The sequence below is a fragment of the Corynebacterium sp. genome (assembly GCF_012838985.1).
Classification (GTDB): domain Bacteria; phylum Actinomycetota; class Actinomycetes; order Mycobacteriales; family Mycobacteriaceae; genus Corynebacterium.
In genome coordinates, this window is the sequence record NZ_DUOE01000071.1 from 1 (window position 1) to 17808 (window position 17808).

Below are 17808 nucleotides of genomic sequence, written 5' to 3' on the forward strand. Positions count from 1 at the left end.
CCCAGGACAGACCCGTCATCACCAGGAGGGTGAGCAGCAGCGACCACACGTTGACGTCGGCGCCGAGGAAGAAGACACCGGCGATGCCGATGACCACCAGCCACATCGTCGACACCGCGGAGCTGAGGACGAAGAACCAGCCGCACAGCAGGCGGCTGGCCCCCCAGGAGCGCTGCACCTGATAGGTCAACACAGCGGAGAAGGCCGGACCTCCCGGCAGGGACGTCGACCAGGAATTGGAGGCCAGGGTGATGGCGGTGGTGTCGCGGAGACGGACACGGGTGCCGCCGGCGTCGAGAAGCAGACGCATGACCGCGGCCATCGCCACGATCGACGCGATGGCGGAGAGCACCGCGGCGCCCACGCCCCACGGGGAGGCGTCGCGCAGGCGGCGCACACCGTCGCCGATGAACGGCATCTGGTCGCGGAAGACCAGACCCAGGACGATGAGCACCACCAGCGGTGCGAGCCACCGCACCCAGCGCCACATGCTACCGGCCAAGCTTGCGGGGACCGTTCCGGTCGGCCTCGAGGCGGGCCATGAGCTCGGCGAAGGGAATGAGCTCAGAATCCTCCGCCGTGGTGCGCCCACCGCGGGCCGCCTCGTCGTGGTCGGCGAGGACGGCCTCGTCGATGAGCAGCTCACCCTCGAGGGGCTCATCCACCCGGTTCTCGGACTCGGCCTCCTCGGCCTCCTCGGGCTCCGGGGTGGCCGGCGTCGGGGCAGGCGCCGGGACGGGCGGGAGATCCTCGCTGTGGCCCATCTTCTCGTAGGCGCGCTTGACGAAGCGCGGCGCCCACCAGTTGTCCTCGCGCAGCAGGTGCATGACCGCGGGGACGAGCATCATGCGGATGATGGTGGCGTCGATGGCCAGGGCGAAGATCATGCCGAAGGCGATGTACTTCATCATGACGATCTCGGAGAACCCGAATGCGCCGGCCACGACGATCATGATGAGCGCGGCCGCCGTGATGATCGAGCCGGTCTGCGCCGTGCCGTAGCGGATGGCGTCGTCCGTGGATCTGCCGCGGTCCCGGGCCTCCACCATGCGGGAGACGAGGAAGACCTCGTAGTCCGTCGACAGGCCGTAGACGATGGCCACGATGAGCACCAGCACCGGGGACATGAGCGGGCCCGGGGTGAAGTTGAACAGGTCCGCGCCGACGCCGCCGACGAACATGGCGGTGAGGATGCCCAGGGTGGCGCCCAGACCCAGGACCGTCATGATGATCGCCTTCGCCGGCAGGATGAGTGAACCGAAGACGAGGGCCATCAGGATGAACGTGGCCACGACGATGTACAGCGCCATCCACGGCAGCTTGTCCATGAGCGCCTCGATGGACTCGATCTCCATCGCCGGGGTGCCGCCGATGTAGAGGTCGACGCCGTCGGGGACGTCGAGGGCGCGCAGCTGGTCGACGACCGCACTGTTGAGATCGCGGTCCTCGATGCCCGCCGAGAGCACCGTCGTGCCGTCGACCGTGCCGTGGTCGGGGGTGAACTGGGAGCTCAGGCCCTCGATGTCACGCAGCTGGACGAACACGTCGACCAGCTGCTCCTCGGTGGCGTCGGTGACCACCAGCTTCACCGGCTCGGTGCGGAAGGCGGGGAAGGTGTCGTTGAAGTCGTCCTGGGCGACACGGACGTCGTTGTTCGGCGGCAGGTAGGTCTCGTTGATGCCGCCGAACTTCACCCCCGCCAGCGGCAGGGTCAGCGCGATGAGCAGGCCGGCGACACCGACGGTGACCAGCTTGGCGTGCTTCATGGCCCATCCCGGGATACGGAACCACACCGTGTCCTCGAGGCGGCGGGCGGTGCGCTTGGTGCGACGGACGGTCCACCTGTCGATGTTGTGCCCGAGCATGCCGAACAGGGCCGGCAGCACCGTCACCGACAGCAGGGCGGCGAGGCCGACCGCGGAGATCGCACCGTAGGCGACCGACTTGAGGAACGCCTGCGGGAACACCAGCAGGCCGGACAGGGCCACCGCGACCATCGCGGCGGAGAACACCACCGTCTTGCCGGCGGTGGCCGTCGTCGTGCCCACCGCCTCCGGGACGGAGGTGCCCTTGTCCAGCTCCTCGCGGAAACGGGAGACCATGAACAGGCCGTAGTCGATGGCCAGACCCAGGCCCAGGAGCGTCACCACGGACTGGGCGAACACGTTGACCTGGGTGAGTCCGGCGAGGATGGACAGCACGCCGAGGGAACCGGCGATGGAGAGGATGCCCACGATGAGCGGCATGAGCGCCGCCACGGCGGAACCGAAGACGAACAGCAGCAGGACGGCCACCACCGGCAGGGCGATGACCTCCGCGCGGACGATGTCGCCCGCCATGCCGTCGTCGAGGGAGTCGGCGACCGCCGTGGCACCGGCCACGCGGGTCTGCACGTCTCCCGGCAGGTCCCCGGCGATGAGGGAGTCCTCGATGGCGCGGTAGTCCCTGAGCGTCTGCTCACCGTCCCCGCGCAGGCCGACGGCGGCGAAGGCGCGGGTGCCGTCGTCGTTGATCAGCTGGGCGTTGCGGGTGTCGAAGTAGCTGGTGACGTGCGCGATCTCGTCCGGGTGCTCCGACTGCAGCGACTCCAGGTGCGAGGCGATGGCCCCGAACGTCGTGGGGTCGTTGAGGTTGTGACCCTCCGGCGCCTCGAAGAGCAGGATGACGTCACCGGAGTTGTCCCGGCCGAAGACCTCCTGCTCGAGGTGGGCGGCCGCGGTGGAGCTGGAGCCGGGGTCGTCCCAGCCCTCCTGGCTCATGCGGGCGCCCAGCTGGGTGCCGAAGATCGCGTACACCGCCAGGATCGCGGCGATGACGATGAGGGGCACCAGGCGTCGGTGCCGGTAGGAGAAATGTCCCCACTTCTCGAACATGGACGGCCCTCCTAGTGGTTGCGGCCGGCGAGCAGCGCCGACAGCGGGCGGAAGGGCTGCAGCCAGGCGCCCTCGTCGGGAAGCTGGTCGAGGCTGATACGCGGCAACGGCTCCCGGAACACACCGGAGATCTCCTCGAGATCGACGAACTCGATGGTCTCGGAGGCCACGGCCCACGAGGCATGCTCGTGGAAACCGATGACGGTGACCGGCAGGCCCTCGGCGATGAGCTCGTCGATGGTCTCCCTGAAGTTCTGGCCGTCGGCCGAGGCGACGACGAGGCCGCGCAGCACGCCCTCCGCGTGACGACGCCGGATGTGCGCCAGCATGTCCGGGTCGACGTCGGAGTCCTCCTCCGTCTTCGGCTTGGCGAACACGGCGAAACCGACGTTACGCAGCGCCTCCACCCACGGGCGGACGACGTCCGCGCCACCGGGGGTGACGTTGGTGAACACCGTGGCCTCGGCCTCGACGCGGCTGCCCGTCTCATGGGACAGCCGGCCGGCGCGGGCCAGCAGCCAGCGACCGATGGCGTCGAAACGCGGGCGGTGGACGGCGGTGGGCCGGCCACCCAGGATGGCACCCAGGCCCATGTCCAGGTTCGGGGCGTCCCAGACGAGGAGGAGATTCTCCGGTCCGGGCGCGTCCTGGGCGCCGTAGTGGTGGGTGGATTCGTGAAGATCGCTCACGGGGGGACTCTTTTCGGTTATACGGGGGAAATCAGGGATTATCGGTGGTGCGCTGCCACAGGAACTCGGTGATCGTGTGGTCCTTGTCCAGGCCCTTGCCCTCGAACTTGGTGATGACCTGACGGTCCACCAGCTGCGGGCACTCCGGCCACGGCCAGCCCCTGAACTCCAGGAGCGGCTCGGAGTGGACGAGCTCGCTGATCCACTCGGCGTAGTCGGCGTGGTCGGTGGCCACGTGGAGGACACCACCCGGCTTGAGGCGGGTGGCGATGAGGTGCAGCGTGCCCGTCTGGATGATCCGGCGCTTGTGGTGGCGGGCCTTCGGCCACGGGTCCGGGAAGAAGATCCGCACCCCGTCGAGGGAACCGGGCTCGATCATGCGGGCCAGGACCTCGACGCCGTCGCCGCGCACCATGCGGATGTTGTCGATGCCGCCGCGCACCACCGCGCCGAGCAGCTTCGCCAGGCCGGGCTTGTACAGCTCGACGGCGATGACGTTGGTGTCCGCCTCGAGCGGGGCCATCGCGGCGGTGGAGGTGCCGGTGCCGGACCCGATCTCGAGGATCGTGCGGGCGCCGGTGCGGCCGAACCACCCGTCGACGTCGATACGCTCATCGGCGAGGACGCGGCCGAGGCGCGGCCAGTTCTCCTCCCAGAGCTTCTCCTGGTTGTCGGTGAGGGTGCCGCGGCGGAAACTCACGGCGCCGAGGCGCGGGTAGTCGCGGCCGTCGTCGCCGAAATCGGTCTGCAGCGGACGGCCGGCGGGCAGGTCGCCGAGGGGGCGTTCCGCACGGTCGGCGGCGGAGTGGGCGTTATCGGGAAAATCAGAGTTAGACATCCTCGATATTCTCCCCCGGTGATGGTCAAACTTCAATTCTCCGGCGGAGGGGCGTGGCCGTTCCGGACAGCGGCCGCCGCAGCGCCGCGCTCCCCGATAGTGGCCGCGGAATGGGTTTGGTGTGGGATACTGTCCTGGATCATCCCCTGTCGCCGACCGCCGGTGACCCCGCCGTTGCTGAAGGACAACCATGCAGACCCGTTCCGACCGTGTCCCGCACTACCTGTTCGTCAACGAGAACATCGGTGGGCACCGCACCGTGCACAGGTCGCTGCGCCGGATCTTCGCGGGGCGTGACGACGTGTCGGTGGAGTTCATCGACGGCGCCGACCCCGGTCTGCTCGGCCGGATCCTGCGCGCCCCGCTGCCGCTCCTGGGGCGGCTGGACCTCGACCTGCAGCCGCTGCGCGGGCAGCTCGTGCACTCGTTCAACATGCGGCGGCAGGTCCGCCGCCGACTGGCCCGGGGTGGGGTCGACGCCATGCACGTCTACACCCAGAACTGCCTGCTGGGCAGCGCCGACCTCCTGCGGTCCACCCCGAGCGTCATCACCACGGACAGCACGGGGCGCCTCAACGTCTTCAGCGTGCCGTACCGCACCCCGACCCGTTTCACCGCGCCGATGAGCCGGGTCAACCTCCCCTTCGAACGCCCCGTCCTCGATGCGGCGAGGAAGGTGTTCGCCTGCTCCCGCGCGGTCGAGGGGTCCCTGGCCTCCCCCGACTACGGGCTGCCGCCGCAGCAGGTCGAACGTCTGGAGATGGGCGTCCACTCGCCCTACTTCGCCGACCCCCTCCCGCCGCGGGATCCCGCCCGCCGTCCGACGATCGTGTTTGTCGGCACGTCCCTGGAGCGCAAGGGCGGGACACTGCTTCTCGACGTCTGGCGTGCCCACCTCCGCGACCGCGCCGACCTCACCCTCATCACCCTGGAGAGCCTGCCCCCGGAGGAGGGGCTGACGGTGGTCAACGACCTGCAGCCCGGCGAGGACCGGCTGTGGGACATCCTCGCCGACGCCGACATCTTCTGCCTGCCCTCCCTCATCGACCAGGCCCCCAACGCCATCCTCGAGGCCATGGCCGCCGGGCTGCCGGTGGTGGCCCACCCCAACGGCGCGATCCCGGAGATGGTCATCGACGGGGAGACGGGACTGCTTGTCGACGCCCGCACCGCCCCGCCCGTCGCCGAGGCACTGGGACGCCTCGTGGACGATCCGGAGCTCCGCGCCCGGATGGGGGCCGCCGGCTGGCGTCACGCCCGGGAGCACTACGACATGACCACCTCGGCGGACAGGATCCTGGCGGAGCTCGCCCGGGCGGCGGACCTGCCGGCCCCCGACGCGGCGGGCACGGTGTTCACCCTGCACCGGGAGGTCGACGAGAATCTCCTCGCGCAGTGGTGGGACCTCGCGGAGCGCCGCTCCACCCGTTTCTCCTCCCGGCCCTCCTACGCGCTCACCTGGTTCCGCACCCTGGGGAAGGGGCGGTTGACGGTGGCGACCGTCCACCGGGAAGGCCGCCTCGTGGCGCTGCTGCCGCTGCACGCCCGGACCCGCCTCGGGGTGACGGTGCACCGCCTCACCGGCCACGGCCTGGGCACGGTGGGGGAGGCGCTCGCGGAGGACGCGGCGGCCCTGTCCGCCCTGGTGGAGGGGCTCCACGAACGACGGATCCTCCTGGCGCTCACCCATCTGCCCGCGGACTCCCCGCTGGTGCAGGCCCTGCTGGACCACGGCGGGTGGACCGTCAATCACGAGCTGGACGACGTCTGCCCCGTCACCGACCTGCCGCCGGGCACCACCGCCCGTGATCTGCGCGGCGTGCGCAGTGCGCGCAGCAAGACGGGGCGCGAGGAGGGCGAGGTGACCTTCGGGCTCGCGGAGACCCCGGAGGAGCTCGCCCGCGTCTGGCCGGAGATCGTGCGGGTCGCGGCCGCCGCCGAGGAGGCCGAGAAGGAGGCCCGCCTCAACCTCACCGCCGGTGCGCACGGGGAGTTCACCCGCGCGTTCCTCGACGCGGAGGCCGGGCGGGGACACCTGCGCATCGTGCTGCTCCGCGTCGGCGGCCACCTGGTCGCGTTCGACGTCCTGCTCCTGTCCGGGGGCACCGCCGAGGGGTGGCTGACCCGCTTCGACCCGCGGTACCGGGCCCTGTCCGTCGGACACCAGCTCATCGAGCGCACCGTCAACGACAGCGGGCCGGCCGGCATCACGGCGATGGACCACATGATCGGCGAGAGCGAGTACAAGGACCCGTGGGCGACCCGCGTGTACCGCGTCGGCACGGTGACCGCCGCCCCGTGGCGGGTAGCCGGGCTGACCCTGGGTGCGGAACGGGCGGTGCGTCGACTCAGTGAGTGGGCGTACGCGCTGCTCACCCGTGTCCGGCGGCCCTCCGGTGGGGGAGGGACGCAACAGTGAGCACCACGCCGGCCCCGGGCGAATCACGTCGCCTGTTCAGCAGCACCGTCGCCCTCATCGGCGGGCGGCTCATCACGGCGGCCTTCGGCTGGGCGGGCAGCGTCATCATCTCCCGCGCCCTGGCGGGGGACGACTGGGGCCGGTACTCCTTCGTATTCGCGCTGCTGGGCCTGCTCGAGGTGGTCACCGACCTCGGGGTGGGCCGTGTCGTGCTGGCGCGCCTGAACTCGCGGAACCCGACGGAGGCCGCGCGGATCGCGGGCTCCTTCTTCGTGCTCCGCGCACTCCTCGGTCTCATCGGATTCACGGTGGCCGTCGGCTACGCCTGGGCGGTAGGCCTGTCCCCGGTGGTCATGGCCGCGACCGCCTTCGCCGGCACGACGGTCCTGCTCGCCACCCCCGCCAACGCCCTGTTCGTGCTGTACCAGAGCCGTCTGCGGCTGACCTTCGTGGCGGTGGGGGACATCGTCGGCCAGATGGTGCAGTTCCTGCTCATCGTCATCGTGGCGCTGCTCCAGCCGGCGCTGCTCCTGTTCATCATCCCGGCGGTGGCCCGCGAGGTCATCGTCATCGCCTGGCGGGCGCTCGGCGTGCCCCGGCTCCTGGAGCCGGAGTTCCGGCCCACCTTCCGGCACCCCACCGCCTACTGGGGGGAGATGCTGCGGGAGGCCGTCCCCCTGTCCTTCGGCTTCGCCCTGCTGCATCTGCTCGAGCGGATCGACACGCTCATGCTGCAGCAGATGGACACCTACGCGGCCGTCGGCAAGTACGCCATCGGCTACAAGTTCTCCGACCTGCTGGCACTGGTGGTCAGTTCCCTGGCGGTGCCGTTCACCACGGTGCTCATCACCTCCTGGCCGGACCGGCCGGCGGCGTTCCGGGGCCGCTTCCAGCAGGCGGTCCTCATCGCCGCGGTGCTCGCCGGGCTGGCGGTCACCGCGTTCACCCCGGCTGCCCGTCCGGTGATCTCCCTGCTCTACGGCATCGAGTACGCGGGCGGTGCCCCGGCGGCGGTCCTGCTGGTCATCGGCGCCGGTTTCTCCGGTGTGACGTATGTGGTGGTCTCCTCGCTCATCGCGGCGAAGAAGCTGAAGGTGTTCCCCGTGATCGCGGCGGCGGGCCTGGTGCTCAACGTGGTGCTCAACTACCTCCTCATCCCGTTGCGGTCGATCGTCGGGGCGGCGACGGCCACGGTGGTCACGGAGGTGGTGATGCTGGTGGCGATGCTGCTGGTGCTCCAGTGGAGCCTGCGCGTGCCACGGCTGGTCCCCTGGGGGCCGCTGGTCCGCATGGTGCTGCTGACGGGTGCCGTCACCGTCCCGGCGACCCGGCTCACCGATGACCTCGGCCTCCCCTGGATCCCGGTGGCCGTCGGGGCGGTACTGCTGTTCACGGTGGTGTGGGCACTGGCCGAGCGGCGGACGAGCGCCCTGGTGCTGCACCTCATCCGGGAGCGGCTCGGCGGGACCGCGGCCGCCACGGAGAAGGAGGAGCCCCATGTCCGCTGATCCCCGTCGCCTGCTCCACCGGCTGGCGTCGCGCTCCGGTCTGGTGCTCGCCTACCACGACGTCATCGCCGATTCCGCCGCCGTCTACCCCTATGCGGTGCGGGAGTCGACGTTCCGTTCCCAGCTGCGGCTCGTCCGGCGTCTGGGGTACGAGTTCGTCACCCTCAGCACGCTCGCCGACGCCCTCCACGCCGGTCGTTCCGTGGCGGGGCTCGCCGCGGTGCTTTTCGACGACGCCCTCCGCGGCGTCCACCTCCGCGCTCTGCCGTACCTCGCGGCGGAGTCGCTCCCGTGGACCCTCCTCCCGGTCACCGACCGGCTCGGGGTCGCCCCCGACTGGTGGGAACCGGCGGACCGGACCATGACCCGCACCGAGGTGGCCGAGGCCGTCAGCGCGGGCGCGGAGCTCTGCGGCCACACCGCCACACACCCCTCCCTGCCGGCGCTGGACGACGACGCCGTCCGCTCCGAGCTCCTCCGTTCCCGCGAGCAGCTCTCCGAGTGGGGTGGCCGGGAGGTACGCGACATGTGCTACCCCTTCGGGCACCAGGACGCCCGCATCCGGCGCCTCGTGGCGGAGAGCGGGTACCGCACCGGCTGGTCCTTCACGAACGGACGCTGCCACCCCGCCGACGACCCCTTCGCGCTGGCCCGCATGGCCATGCGGGAGGAGATGCAGGGCGCGCGGTGGGCGAAGTTCCTGCTGCGTCCCCGCTGGACGTGGCCCGCGGTGGAGGATCAGCCATGACCGGTCTGCTCACCGCGGCGCTGCTCGCCGCACTCGTGTTCCTCGTGTCCCTCCGCCGACCCCAGTGGGGCCTGCTCATCGTGGCGACTCTGGTGCCCTTCCACGGGCTGCTGCTCATCCTGCCGGTGACGGCCACCTTCTGGAAGGAGGCCGCGGTGCTCGCCGTCGTCGTCGGTGCCCTGCTCGCCCCCCGCGAGCGGCACCGGATGACGGTGCTCCCCTGGATGCGGCCGGCGCTGGTGCTGGTGGCGGTGGGGACCGTCTCCGCGCTGGCGGTGCTGGGGACGCAGGCGGCGTTCCCCGTCAAGATCGCGTTCTTCTACCTCCTGCCCGTCGCGGTGGTCTACTACCACCCGTTCACCCGGGCGGACAAGGATCTGCTGGTCACCCTGCTGACGGGCGTCGGCGTCGTCACCGCGCTCTACGGACTGTGGCAGCAGTACGCCGGCGGCTGGGCGCTGGCGGACATGGGCTACGAGTGGAACGAGGAGATCCGCTACGCAGGTCCGCTCCTGCGCAGTTTCGGCACCTTCAACCAGCCCTTCCCCTTCGGGTTCTTCCTCATGCTGGTCCTCGTGCTCGGGTTCGCCGCCGCGCTGGCGGAACCGGGCCGGCTCCGTTCCCGCCTCTTCTGGTGGCTCGCCCCGCTCCTGCTGCTGGCCATGCTGACCACGGTGGTGCGTGCCGCCGTGGTGGGTCTGGTCGTGGCGTTGCTCGTCCTCGGGGTGGTGCTGTACCGGCGTCTCCTGGCGGTCCTCGCGACGCTGGCCGGGGTGGGGGTGCTGCTCCTGCCGATGGCGCTGGTGCTCGACCGGAGCGGGGCGTTGGCCGCCCTGTTCTCCTCCACGAGTCTGGAGGACCGCCGCGGCCACTGGTCGGACACGTTGCCCCGGATGCTGGTGCAGCCCTTCGGCGGCGGGCTCGGGACCACCGGTGCCGCGGCGGAGCGTCTCGACGAGTGGGGCTCCCCACTCGACCTGCCCTACCAACCCGACAACCAGTACCTCAAGATCGGTCTGGAGCTGGGCCTGCCGGGCCTGCTGCTCTATGCGGTGGTCGTGGCCATCGCGGTGGTGGTGCTGTTCCGGCTCCTCCGGGTCCAGACCGACGCCCTGGAGCAGGCGGTCACCGCGGCGGCCCTCGCACTCACCCTGGCGGCCTGCGTCGCCGGAGTTTTCGCCACCTATCTCGAGATCTTCCCCCTGGACTTCTATTTCTGGTTCCTCCTGGCCGTCGGCGCCTCCGTCCTCCGGACCGACACCGCGCAGGTGGTGGCCTGGGGCCCGGTCCACCGGGCGTCGACAAGCAGCAGGGGACAGACGAAAGTGAGCATGTAGATGACACACAGAGAGACCATCGTCCCGGCTCTGCGGGTGCCGGCCCCACTTGATCTGGGCATGTTGTGGGTGGCGTTCCTCCGTGCGCTGCCGCTGGCCCTGGTCCTGGGGCTGGCGGCCGGCGCCGCCACCACCGTGGCGCTGGACCGCCGGGCACCCGTCTACGAGGTGACCTCCACCGTCTCGCTCGGCGTGCTCTCCGACGCCGACATGCCCCAGTGGGTCATCGAACGGGCCGAACCCGTGTACCTGGCCATCGCCCAGGACCGGGAGATGGTCGAGCACGTCAGCGCCGTGACGGGGGTCCCCGACCCGCGGATCCGGGCACGGGCAGGCTCCGTGCAGGGCGTCATCCAGATCACCGCGGAAGGGGCGGACGTCACGCAGGCCCGGACGATCGCCGACGAGACCGTCACCGCCCTCATCCGGCGCAGCGCCCGGATGCACGAGACCGCGATGTTCGCGGCCAGCAGCCAGTCCGAGGAACTGACCGCACCACTGCGCAGGCAGATCCTCGACCGCCGCGCCGCGGACCCGGCGGCCCCGGTGGACGACCTGGAGTGGCAGATCGAGCTCATCAGCCGGGAGATCTCCGCCCTCGTCCCGGAGGTGGTCCCTCCTGTCCAGGTCTCCCAGTCCGACAACGGCGGGGAGCCCGTCCGACCGCAGCCACTGCAGACCGGCCTGGTGGCGGGCATGGCCGTGGCTCTCCTGGCCGCGCTGCCGCTGACCTGGAGGAACTTCCGTCATCCGAGACGACCCGGCCGGATGTGGCTGCGCGGACTGCGCAACCGCTACGGCGTCGAGACGGAGTCGGCCCCCTTCAACGACGGACTCAGCCCCCTGGCGGAGGCCCGCGCGGCCCAGGCCCTGGCGGCCGGGGACACCGTCCTGCTGCTCGGACACACAGGCTCCCTGGGCCATCTCGCTGGTCGGGAGAACGTTCATGTCCACGAGGCCGCGTGGCTGGACCCCTGGTGGCAGTCCCACCCGCCGAACGAGGTCGGCCTGGCGGTCGTCACCGTCAGCCGGCGCACCAAGGAGCTGCGTGACATCGAGCAGGCCGTGGACCACCTGACGGCGACCGGTGTCCCCACCCTGGTCGCGCTCAACCGCACCCCGACCGGCGGAATCACCGACAACCCAGGGGAGGAATCATGACCCGCGTCGCCATCGCCCACGAACGCTGGACCGACGTGGCCGGCAGCGAGCACGTCATCCGGCAGCTCGCCGACACCTGGCCCGGCGCGTCCGTCCACGTGCCCTTCGCACGTCCCGACCTCATCCCCGCGGACCTGCGCGACCGTTTCCACACCGGCCCGCTGCAGGTGCCCTACCGGGCCCTCCGCCAGCGGACCTACGCGCCACTGCTGCCGCTCGTCCCCCAGGCCCTCCGGTGGGGGAGCCTGCGGAAGGCCGACATGGACGCCCTGGTGGTCAGCCACCACGCCTTCGCCCTGGCTGCGGTGGGGGCGGCCGAGGCGGCGGACATCCCCTCGGTCGCCTACGTCCACTCCCCGGCGCGGTGGGCGTGGGAGGCCCGCTTCCGGGAGAACGAGTCACGCGGACAGCTCGGGGCCACCGCGCTGGCGCTCCTCGCCGCCCGGGCCCGGGGCAGTGAACGGCGCTGGGCACCCCGGGTGACCCGCATCGTGGCGAACTCCTCCGCGGTGGCGCAGCGGGTGGAGCAGTACTGGGACCGGGAGACCACGGTCGTCCATCCGCCGGTGGACACCGACTTCTTCCGCCCGGACCCCGCCGTGCAGAAGGGGGACTACTTCATCTCCGTCGGACGTCTGGTGCCCTACAAGCAGGTGCCGCTCGGGGTGGCTGCCGCCGTGCGGGCCGGTGTCCGCCTGGTGGTCGTCGGTGACGGCCGGGACATGGAGCGGGCACGGGCGCTGGCCAGCCCGAACGTCGAGTTCCGCGGACGACTGCCCGGCGAGGAGATGCGTGACCTCATCCGTGGCGCGCGGGCCCTGCTCATGCCCGGCGAGGAGGACTTCGGGATCGTCCCCGTCGAGGCCATGGCGTGCGGCACCCCCGTGATCGCCCTCAACAAGGGCGGGGCCCTGGACAGTGTCCGTCCCGGAGTGAGCGGCGAGCACTTCGCCGGGGACACCCCGGAGGAGGCCGTCAGCAACCTCGCCGCCGCGTTGCGGGACTTCGACGACTCCCGGTACCGGCAGGACGCACTCGTCGACTGGGCGGCCGGCTTCTCCGAGGCCATGTTCCGCCGCCGCATGGCGGAGGTCGTCGACGAGGTGCTGTAGCCCGGGGCGGGGTCAGAGCAGGGTCCGGTAGACCGCGGCCGTCGCCCGGGCGGTCGCCTCCCAGGTCAGGGTCCCGACCGTGCCCTCTGCCTCCCGGAGGAGCGTGCTGCGGTGGGTGTCGTCGTTGAGCGCCTCGAGAAGGGCGTCACGCCAGTCCTCCCGGCGCAGACCCCGCACCACGACGGCACCCGATCCCACGGCCTCGGGGATCCCGCCGACGGCGCTGGCGACCACGACGGCCCCGCACGCCAGGGCCTCGACCGGGGGCAGTCCGAAACCCTCGTAGGAGGAGGCGTAGGCCACCACCGTCGCGGCCCGGTACAGGGCGGGGACGTCGTCGAGGTCGACGTAACCGAGGCCGATGGACCCGGCGGGGCGTTCCGCGCTGTCGGTGCGTCCGCCGGCCAGCACCAGGGGGACACCGGTGCCGTGCAGGGCCTCATTGACCACGTCAGGTCGTTTCCGCGGCTCGAGCGTGCCCAGCTGCAGGACGAAGCGTTCCGGCAGGTCGTACTTCTCCCGCACCCGGGTGACCTCCGCGTCCCCCGGGATCCGCGCCCAGGGGGCGGGGGCCAGGGGGGTGACGGTGGAGTCCCGGCCGGTGAGGGCCCGGATCCTTTCGGCGGTGAACTCGGAGACGGCGATGATCGCGTCCGCCCGGCGCAGGGAGCGTCGGAGGAGCTGCTGCTCACCTGCCGCGCGGAGGCGGGACATGGCCCAGGGGGTGTCGAACACCGACATGTCGTGCACGGTCGAGACCGTCGGGCTGCGCTGCGCGAGCGGCAGGTCGACGTCGAGGGAGTGGAACAGTGCCGCCGGGACCGGGCGCAGCCCCTCCACCGCACGGCGGACACCGGAGCACACCGGGCGGGGCAGCGGTGTCACGTCAGCCGGGAGGGTCGCGGTGGTGTCCTCCTGGACGACCGCCGCGAGGTCCGGCAGGCCGTCGAGAAGGCTCAGGGCATGGATGAGTTCACGTTCGTAGGTCTGCACGCCGCTGCCGTGGGGCCGCAGCGCCAGGGCGCCGAGGACGAGACGGCTCATCCGCCGGTCCCCTTGAGCACCGCGCGCACGGTGAGCAGGATGATCTTGAGGTCGAGCCAGGGTGACCAGTGCTCGATGTACCAGTTGTCGTACTCCGCACGGGTCCGGATGCAGGTGTCCCCGCGGAGGCCGTGGATGGCCGCCCACCCCGTCAGTCCGACGGGGACGCGGTGGCGGTGCAGGTAGTCGGGGAACTCGGTACCGAACTTCTCGACGAAGAACGGCCGTTCCGGGCGCGGACCCACCACGGTCATGTCACCGCGCAGCACGTTGATGATCTGGGGGAGCTCATCGAGGGAGGAGGCACGCAGGAACCTGCCCAGGCGGGTCAGCCGGTGGTCGTTCGCCACGTTCCACGTGACGTCGGACTCGGTGGCGGTGGCCGGCGTGAGGGTGCGGAACTTCAGCAGTTCGAAGGGCCTGCCGTCCATGCCGACCCGGGTCTGCCGGAAGAGGACGGGGTGCTGCGGGGACCGGAGTTTCACCGCGACGGCGATGGCCCCCATGAGTGGTGCCAGGCCGACCATGGCCAGTCCGGACAGCAGGATGTCCATCGGACGCTTGAGGGACCACCAGAAGGTCCGGTGGGCGGTCCGGGTGAGAGGGGACAGGGAGAAGAGTCCCAGCTGTTCGGAACCGAGGTCGGAGGCACGGACGGGGAGTCGGGGCACGACGTAGAATCTGGCGTTGTCAAGGAGCGAGGCGCGGAAGACGCTCAGGAGATAGTCCTCGGTGTAGCGGCTCTGCCCGATGATGACGACGGCGGCGTTGTGCCGCTGGATCAGGTCCGACAGGTTGTCCGTGAGCTGGTCGGTGACCACCCCCGGGATACTCGCGCCGGGTTCGTTCTCCCTGTCGACGACGGCCACGGGACGTAGTCCGTACTGCGGGTTCTCCGCGAGGAAGCTGACCAGCGGACGGTTGGCGCCGGAGGAGCCCAGGATGATCGTGCGGTGCAGCACGGCATCGGGTCGGCGGCGCCACCACCGGGTCACGGCGAACATGAGGGTCCAGGACAGGCTGAGCGCGACCCCGGAGACGGCGGCGAACACGAGCGCGTCGCCGGTGGTCAGGAGGGGATCCACCAGGGTGACGGCGAGGTAGGCGACGACTGACCCGAGCGGCAGAATGAGCGGGAGGGTGTCGAACGCCGACATGTTGAGCCGCAGCCGGTAGAGTGTTGGAATCATCTGTAGGAACAGAATCATGAGGGCGGCCGTCCACCACGGGACGGAGAGTCCCATCAGGAGTACGACGGCGATGATGACCGTCGCATCGAGGAGGCGGTGGACGGAACGGGACAGGAGCGCCGGGCGACGGGCGCTGCTCTCGCTGCCTGCACTCCCGGTGGCGGAGGAGGCTCTCGGGAAAAGGGGGCGGCTGGCCCCTCCGAAATCTGTGACGGCGCGCGAACGTGCAGTTCTCGCGCCGGGGGAATTCGGCGACATGGCAGCTCCTAGGGGGCTGCTGCACGCCGGTGCAGCAGGCTAGGTGACGGAATATTTCAGTACGTTCACGTGATTATATCTTCTTGCCGCGGAAACTACACCCGGGGAAAGTTGTTGGGGGTACTTCGGCGTGCCTGGAGACCCCCGGAGGCCCCGGGGACGTCGTGCCCCGGTGCTGCCGTGCCGACACGCTGGAAGGGCCCGACCGTATAGAGTTGGCGCGGTAGGTCGGTGCAACGGAAGGGACACATGGAGGATCGCCGGAGGAGACGGCACGTGGTCGTCGTCAACGCCGGTGCCGAGGTCTCGGGGGCGGAGCGGGTGCTGCTCGACCTCGTGGACCTCGCCGTCGGGAGGGGGGACCGTGTCACGCTGGTGTGTCCGGACGGGCCGCTCGCGACCCTGGCGCCCGCCTCTGTGTCCCATGTGTCCGCCCCGCTGGTGCGGCTCGGCGGGGCCCGCGGACCACGTCGGGTCCGGGAGGTGGCGGGGCTGCCGTTCCTGTGGGCCCGTTCCGCGCGGGTGCTCCGCGCCGTGGCCCGTGACGCCGACAGCATGATCGTCAACTCCACCTTCGCGCTCCCGGTCGTGGGTCTCGCTTTCCCGCGGCACCGGGCCCGGGGAGGTCGTCCCGTCATCTCCTGGCTGGTGCACGACACCATCACCTCCCTCAAGCAGCGGGTGGTGGCCCGGCTCGGTGGGCATGCCCTGACCAGGGCGGTTGCAGTCTCGGAGGTCACCGGGGACTCCGTCCGTCCCCTCCTGGGCGACGGCGCCGCCGTCCGGATCCGGCCCAACGGCGTGGAGATCCCGGCGGAGATGTCCGGGACCACCCGGACCACCACGGGGGAGAACGTCATCGGCATCCTCGCTGCCATCACCGGGTGGAAGGGGCATGACGTGCTGCTCGAGGCACTCGCCCTCCTGCCGGACGTCCGCCTGGAGATCGCCGGCACGGCCTTCCCGGGGTCCGGGGACTTCGAGGAACAGCTGCGGGCCCGCGCGGCGCAGCCGGACCTGGCGGGGCGGGTGGCGTTCCTGGGGCACGTCGACAAGCGGGACGTGTTCCCCCGGTGGAAGGCGCTGGTCTCGGCGTCGACCTCCCCCGAGGCCGGTCCCCTGGGGGTGCTCGAGGCGATGGCGCACGGGGTGCCCGTGGTGGCCACCGACCACGGTGGGGCCGCGGAGTATCTGCGGGACGGCGCGGGGGTGCTCGTGCGCCCGGGGGATGCGCAGGCCCTCGCGGAGGGGATCCGGGCGGTGCTCGGGGATCCCGCGCGCGCGGCACAGCTGCGGGAGACGGCGCGGGCGCGGGTCGTCGGGAAGCACGACGTGACGCGGACGCGCGACCTGATGTTGAAGGAGCTGAGCTGATGGGATTCCCCCGGCACCGGGCCTGGCGGGTCACCCTCCTCGCCGTACTGACGTCGGCGCTGGCGGTGGCCGCGATCGGATGGTTGAAGGTGGACGGTTTTGAACGCGTGGAGCAGCCCATGCCGGAGGCCGCGTACGACCGTTGCCCCTCCCTGGGTGTAGCGGGCCCGATGGAGTGGGAGAGCATGTCTCCGCAGGACTTCCGGTTCATGGTCGCCGAGATGGACACCATGGGTGCGGAGTGGATCCGCCTGGGCGTCATCTGGCGCGACATCGAGCCCAGCCCGGGGGTGTACCGCTGGGAGGCCCTCGACGAGCGGCTCAACATCGCGCTCGACGCCGGGCTGCGTCCGCTCCTGCTCATCCACACCACACCGGCCTGGGTGACCGGTTTCGGCACCGTCGGCAGCGGGGCCGCCGAGCAGTACGCGCAGTTCGCGGCGGAGGTGGCCGAGCGCTACCGCGACCAGGCCGACGCCTACGAGATCTGGAACGAGCCGAACATCGCCCGCTTCTGGGACCGTCCCTCGCCCGAGTCCTACGCGGAGCTGCTCACCGCCACGGCGCCGCTCCTGCGGGAGATCGACCCGGATGCCGAGGTCGTCTCGGCCGGCCTGGCCCCGGCCCTCAACATCGAGGACTACTCCGTCACCATCGACCGCTTCCTCCGGGGCCTCTACGAACTGGATGCGCTGCGTGACGTCACGGCCGTCGGCATCCACCCCTACTCCTACCCGGAGATGCCCTCCGGCTCCGCGCACTGGAACACCTTCGCCCAGCTGCCGAAGATCCAGGCCATCATGCACAGCCACGGCGACTACACCCGGAGCATCTGGCTCACGGAGTATGGCGCGCCCAGCGCCGGCGAGGGCGGGGTCGGCACTGCCCTGCAGGCGGACATGGTCGTCGAGGCGCTGCAGCTCACCGACGGCAGCCGTTACCTCGGGCCGATCTTCATGTACACGATGTACGACCTGGACCTCGGCGCGGAGGACCGCGAGTCCTACTTCGGACTCCTCTACGGCCCGGGCGACCCGAAGCCCGCCTACCTGCAGCTTCGCGACGCCGCGGAGCAGTGCGCGCTCCTGTCCGACGGGGACTGACCCGCCTCCTGTTGCGGCGGCCGTGGGCCCGGGTGATCATGGGCGCAACAACTCGGGGGAGGGCCGGTGGAGACTCCGGACATGTTCATCCGCGCGGCCGACTGGGCACATGCGCGGGATTTCGGCTGCCCGGTCGGCCTGGCGCTGCGCCGCG

13 protein-coding genes and 1 pseudogene are annotated in these 17808 nt (G+C 71.0%); 8 read left to right on the forward strand and 6 right to left on the reverse strand.

Features of this window, described 5'->3' with window-relative positions; translation table 11 throughout:
- The 4 genes and pseudogenes from GXZ33_RS04210 to trmB all read right to left on the reverse strand — a co-directional run.
- Window positions 1-478, reverse strand: a pseudogene (locus GXZ33_RS04210) (UPF0104 family protein); the annotation flags it as partial.
- A gap of 13 nt (window positions 479-491) precedes the next feature.
- Window positions 492-2873 (reverse strand): MMPL family transporter, encoded by a 2382-nt coding sequence (locus GXZ33_RS04215; protein WP_291339630.1) that lies wholly within the window; start codon window positions 2871-2873, stop codon window positions 492-494.
- Between the two features lie 11 nt (window positions 2874-2884).
- Complete coding sequence (locus tag GXZ33_RS04220; protein WP_291339632.1) at window positions 2885-3562, reverse strand: NYN domain-containing protein; 678 nt, start codon at window positions 3560-3562, stop codon at window positions 2885-2887.
- Between the two features lie 31 nt (window positions 3563-3593).
- A complete protein-coding gene (gene trmB, locus GXZ33_RS04225; protein ID WP_291339634.1) occupies window positions 3594-4400 on the reverse strand; it encodes a tRNA (guanosine(46)-N7)-methyltransferase TrmB in 807 nt (268 codons plus the stop codon).
- Window positions 4401-4590: 190 nt separating this feature from the next.
- On the opposite strand from trmB, the gene GXZ33_RS04230 reads away from it, so the two are divergent.
- The 6 genes from GXZ33_RS04230 to GXZ33_RS04255 are packed head-to-tail and all read left to right on the forward strand — an operon-like array spanning window position 4591 to window position 12685.
- The gene (locus GXZ33_RS04230; protein WP_291339636.1) at window positions 4591-6819 is read left to right on the forward strand and encodes a GNAT family N-acetyltransferase; all 2229 of its coding nucleotides are present in this window, start codon (window positions 4591-4593) and stop codon (window positions 6817-6819) included.
- The gene (locus GXZ33_RS04235; RefSeq protein ID WP_291339637.1) at window positions 6816-8327 is read left to right on the forward strand and encodes a flippase; all 1512 of its coding nucleotides are present in this window, start codon (window positions 6816-6818) and stop codon (window positions 8325-8327) included. The genes GXZ33_RS04230 and GXZ33_RS04235 overlap by 4 nt, the downstream gene beginning before the upstream one ends.
- Window positions 8317-9075 (forward strand): polysaccharide deacetylase family protein, encoded by a 759-nt coding sequence (locus GXZ33_RS04240; protein WP_291339639.1) that lies wholly within the window; start codon window positions 8317-8319, stop codon window positions 9073-9075. Before GXZ33_RS04235 ends, GXZ33_RS04240 begins: the two co-directional genes overlap by 11 nt.
- Window positions 9072-10412 (forward strand): O-antigen ligase family protein, encoded by a 1341-nt coding sequence (locus GXZ33_RS04245; RefSeq protein WP_291339641.1) that lies wholly within the window; start codon window positions 9072-9074, stop codon window positions 10410-10412. Before GXZ33_RS04240 ends, GXZ33_RS04245 begins: the two co-directional genes overlap by 4 nt.
- Complete coding sequence (locus GXZ33_RS04250) at window positions 10413-11573, forward strand: hypothetical protein (RefSeq protein ID WP_291339643.1); 1161 nt, start codon at window positions 10413-10415, stop codon at window positions 11571-11573.
- The gene (locus GXZ33_RS04255) at window positions 11570-12685 is read left to right on the forward strand and encodes a glycosyltransferase (protein WP_291339645.1); all 1116 of its coding nucleotides are present in this window, start codon (window positions 11570-11572) and stop codon (window positions 12683-12685) included. The genes GXZ33_RS04250 and GXZ33_RS04255 overlap by 4 nt, the downstream gene beginning before the upstream one ends.
- 12 nt (window positions 12686-12697) lie before the next feature.
- On the opposite strand, the gene GXZ33_RS04260 is transcribed toward GXZ33_RS04255, so the two are convergent.
- Window positions 12698-13729, reverse strand: coding sequence for a glycosyltransferase family 1 protein (locus GXZ33_RS04260; protein WP_291339647.1), 1032 nt, complete (start codon window positions 13727-13729; stop codon window positions 12698-12700).
- Window positions 13726-14937 (reverse strand): exopolysaccharide biosynthesis polyprenyl glycosylphosphotransferase, encoded by a 1212-nt coding sequence (locus tag GXZ33_RS04265; protein WP_291339648.1) that lies wholly within the window; start codon window positions 14935-14937, stop codon window positions 13726-13728. Before GXZ33_RS04265 ends, GXZ33_RS04260 begins: the two co-directional genes overlap by 4 nt.
- A 489-nt stretch (window positions 14938-15426) precedes the next feature.
- Here GXZ33_RS04265 and GXZ33_RS04270 point away from each other — a divergent pair, with 489 nt between their 5' ends.
- Together GXZ33_RS04270 and GXZ33_RS04275 are read left to right on the forward strand one after the other, a co-directional pair.
- A complete protein-coding gene (locus GXZ33_RS04270) occupies window positions 15427-16551 on the forward strand; it encodes a glycosyltransferase family 4 protein (protein ID WP_291339649.1) in 1125 nt (374 codons plus the stop codon).
- Window positions 16551-17654 carry a cellulase family glycosylhydrolase gene (locus GXZ33_RS04275; RefSeq protein ID WP_291339650.1) on the forward strand — a complete coding sequence of 368 codons (1104 nt, stop codon included), beginning with the start codon at window positions 16551-16553 and terminating at the stop codon, window positions 17652-17654. The genes GXZ33_RS04270 and GXZ33_RS04275 overlap by 1 nt, the downstream gene beginning before the upstream one ends.
- Window positions 17655-17808 lie beyond the last annotated feature (154 nt).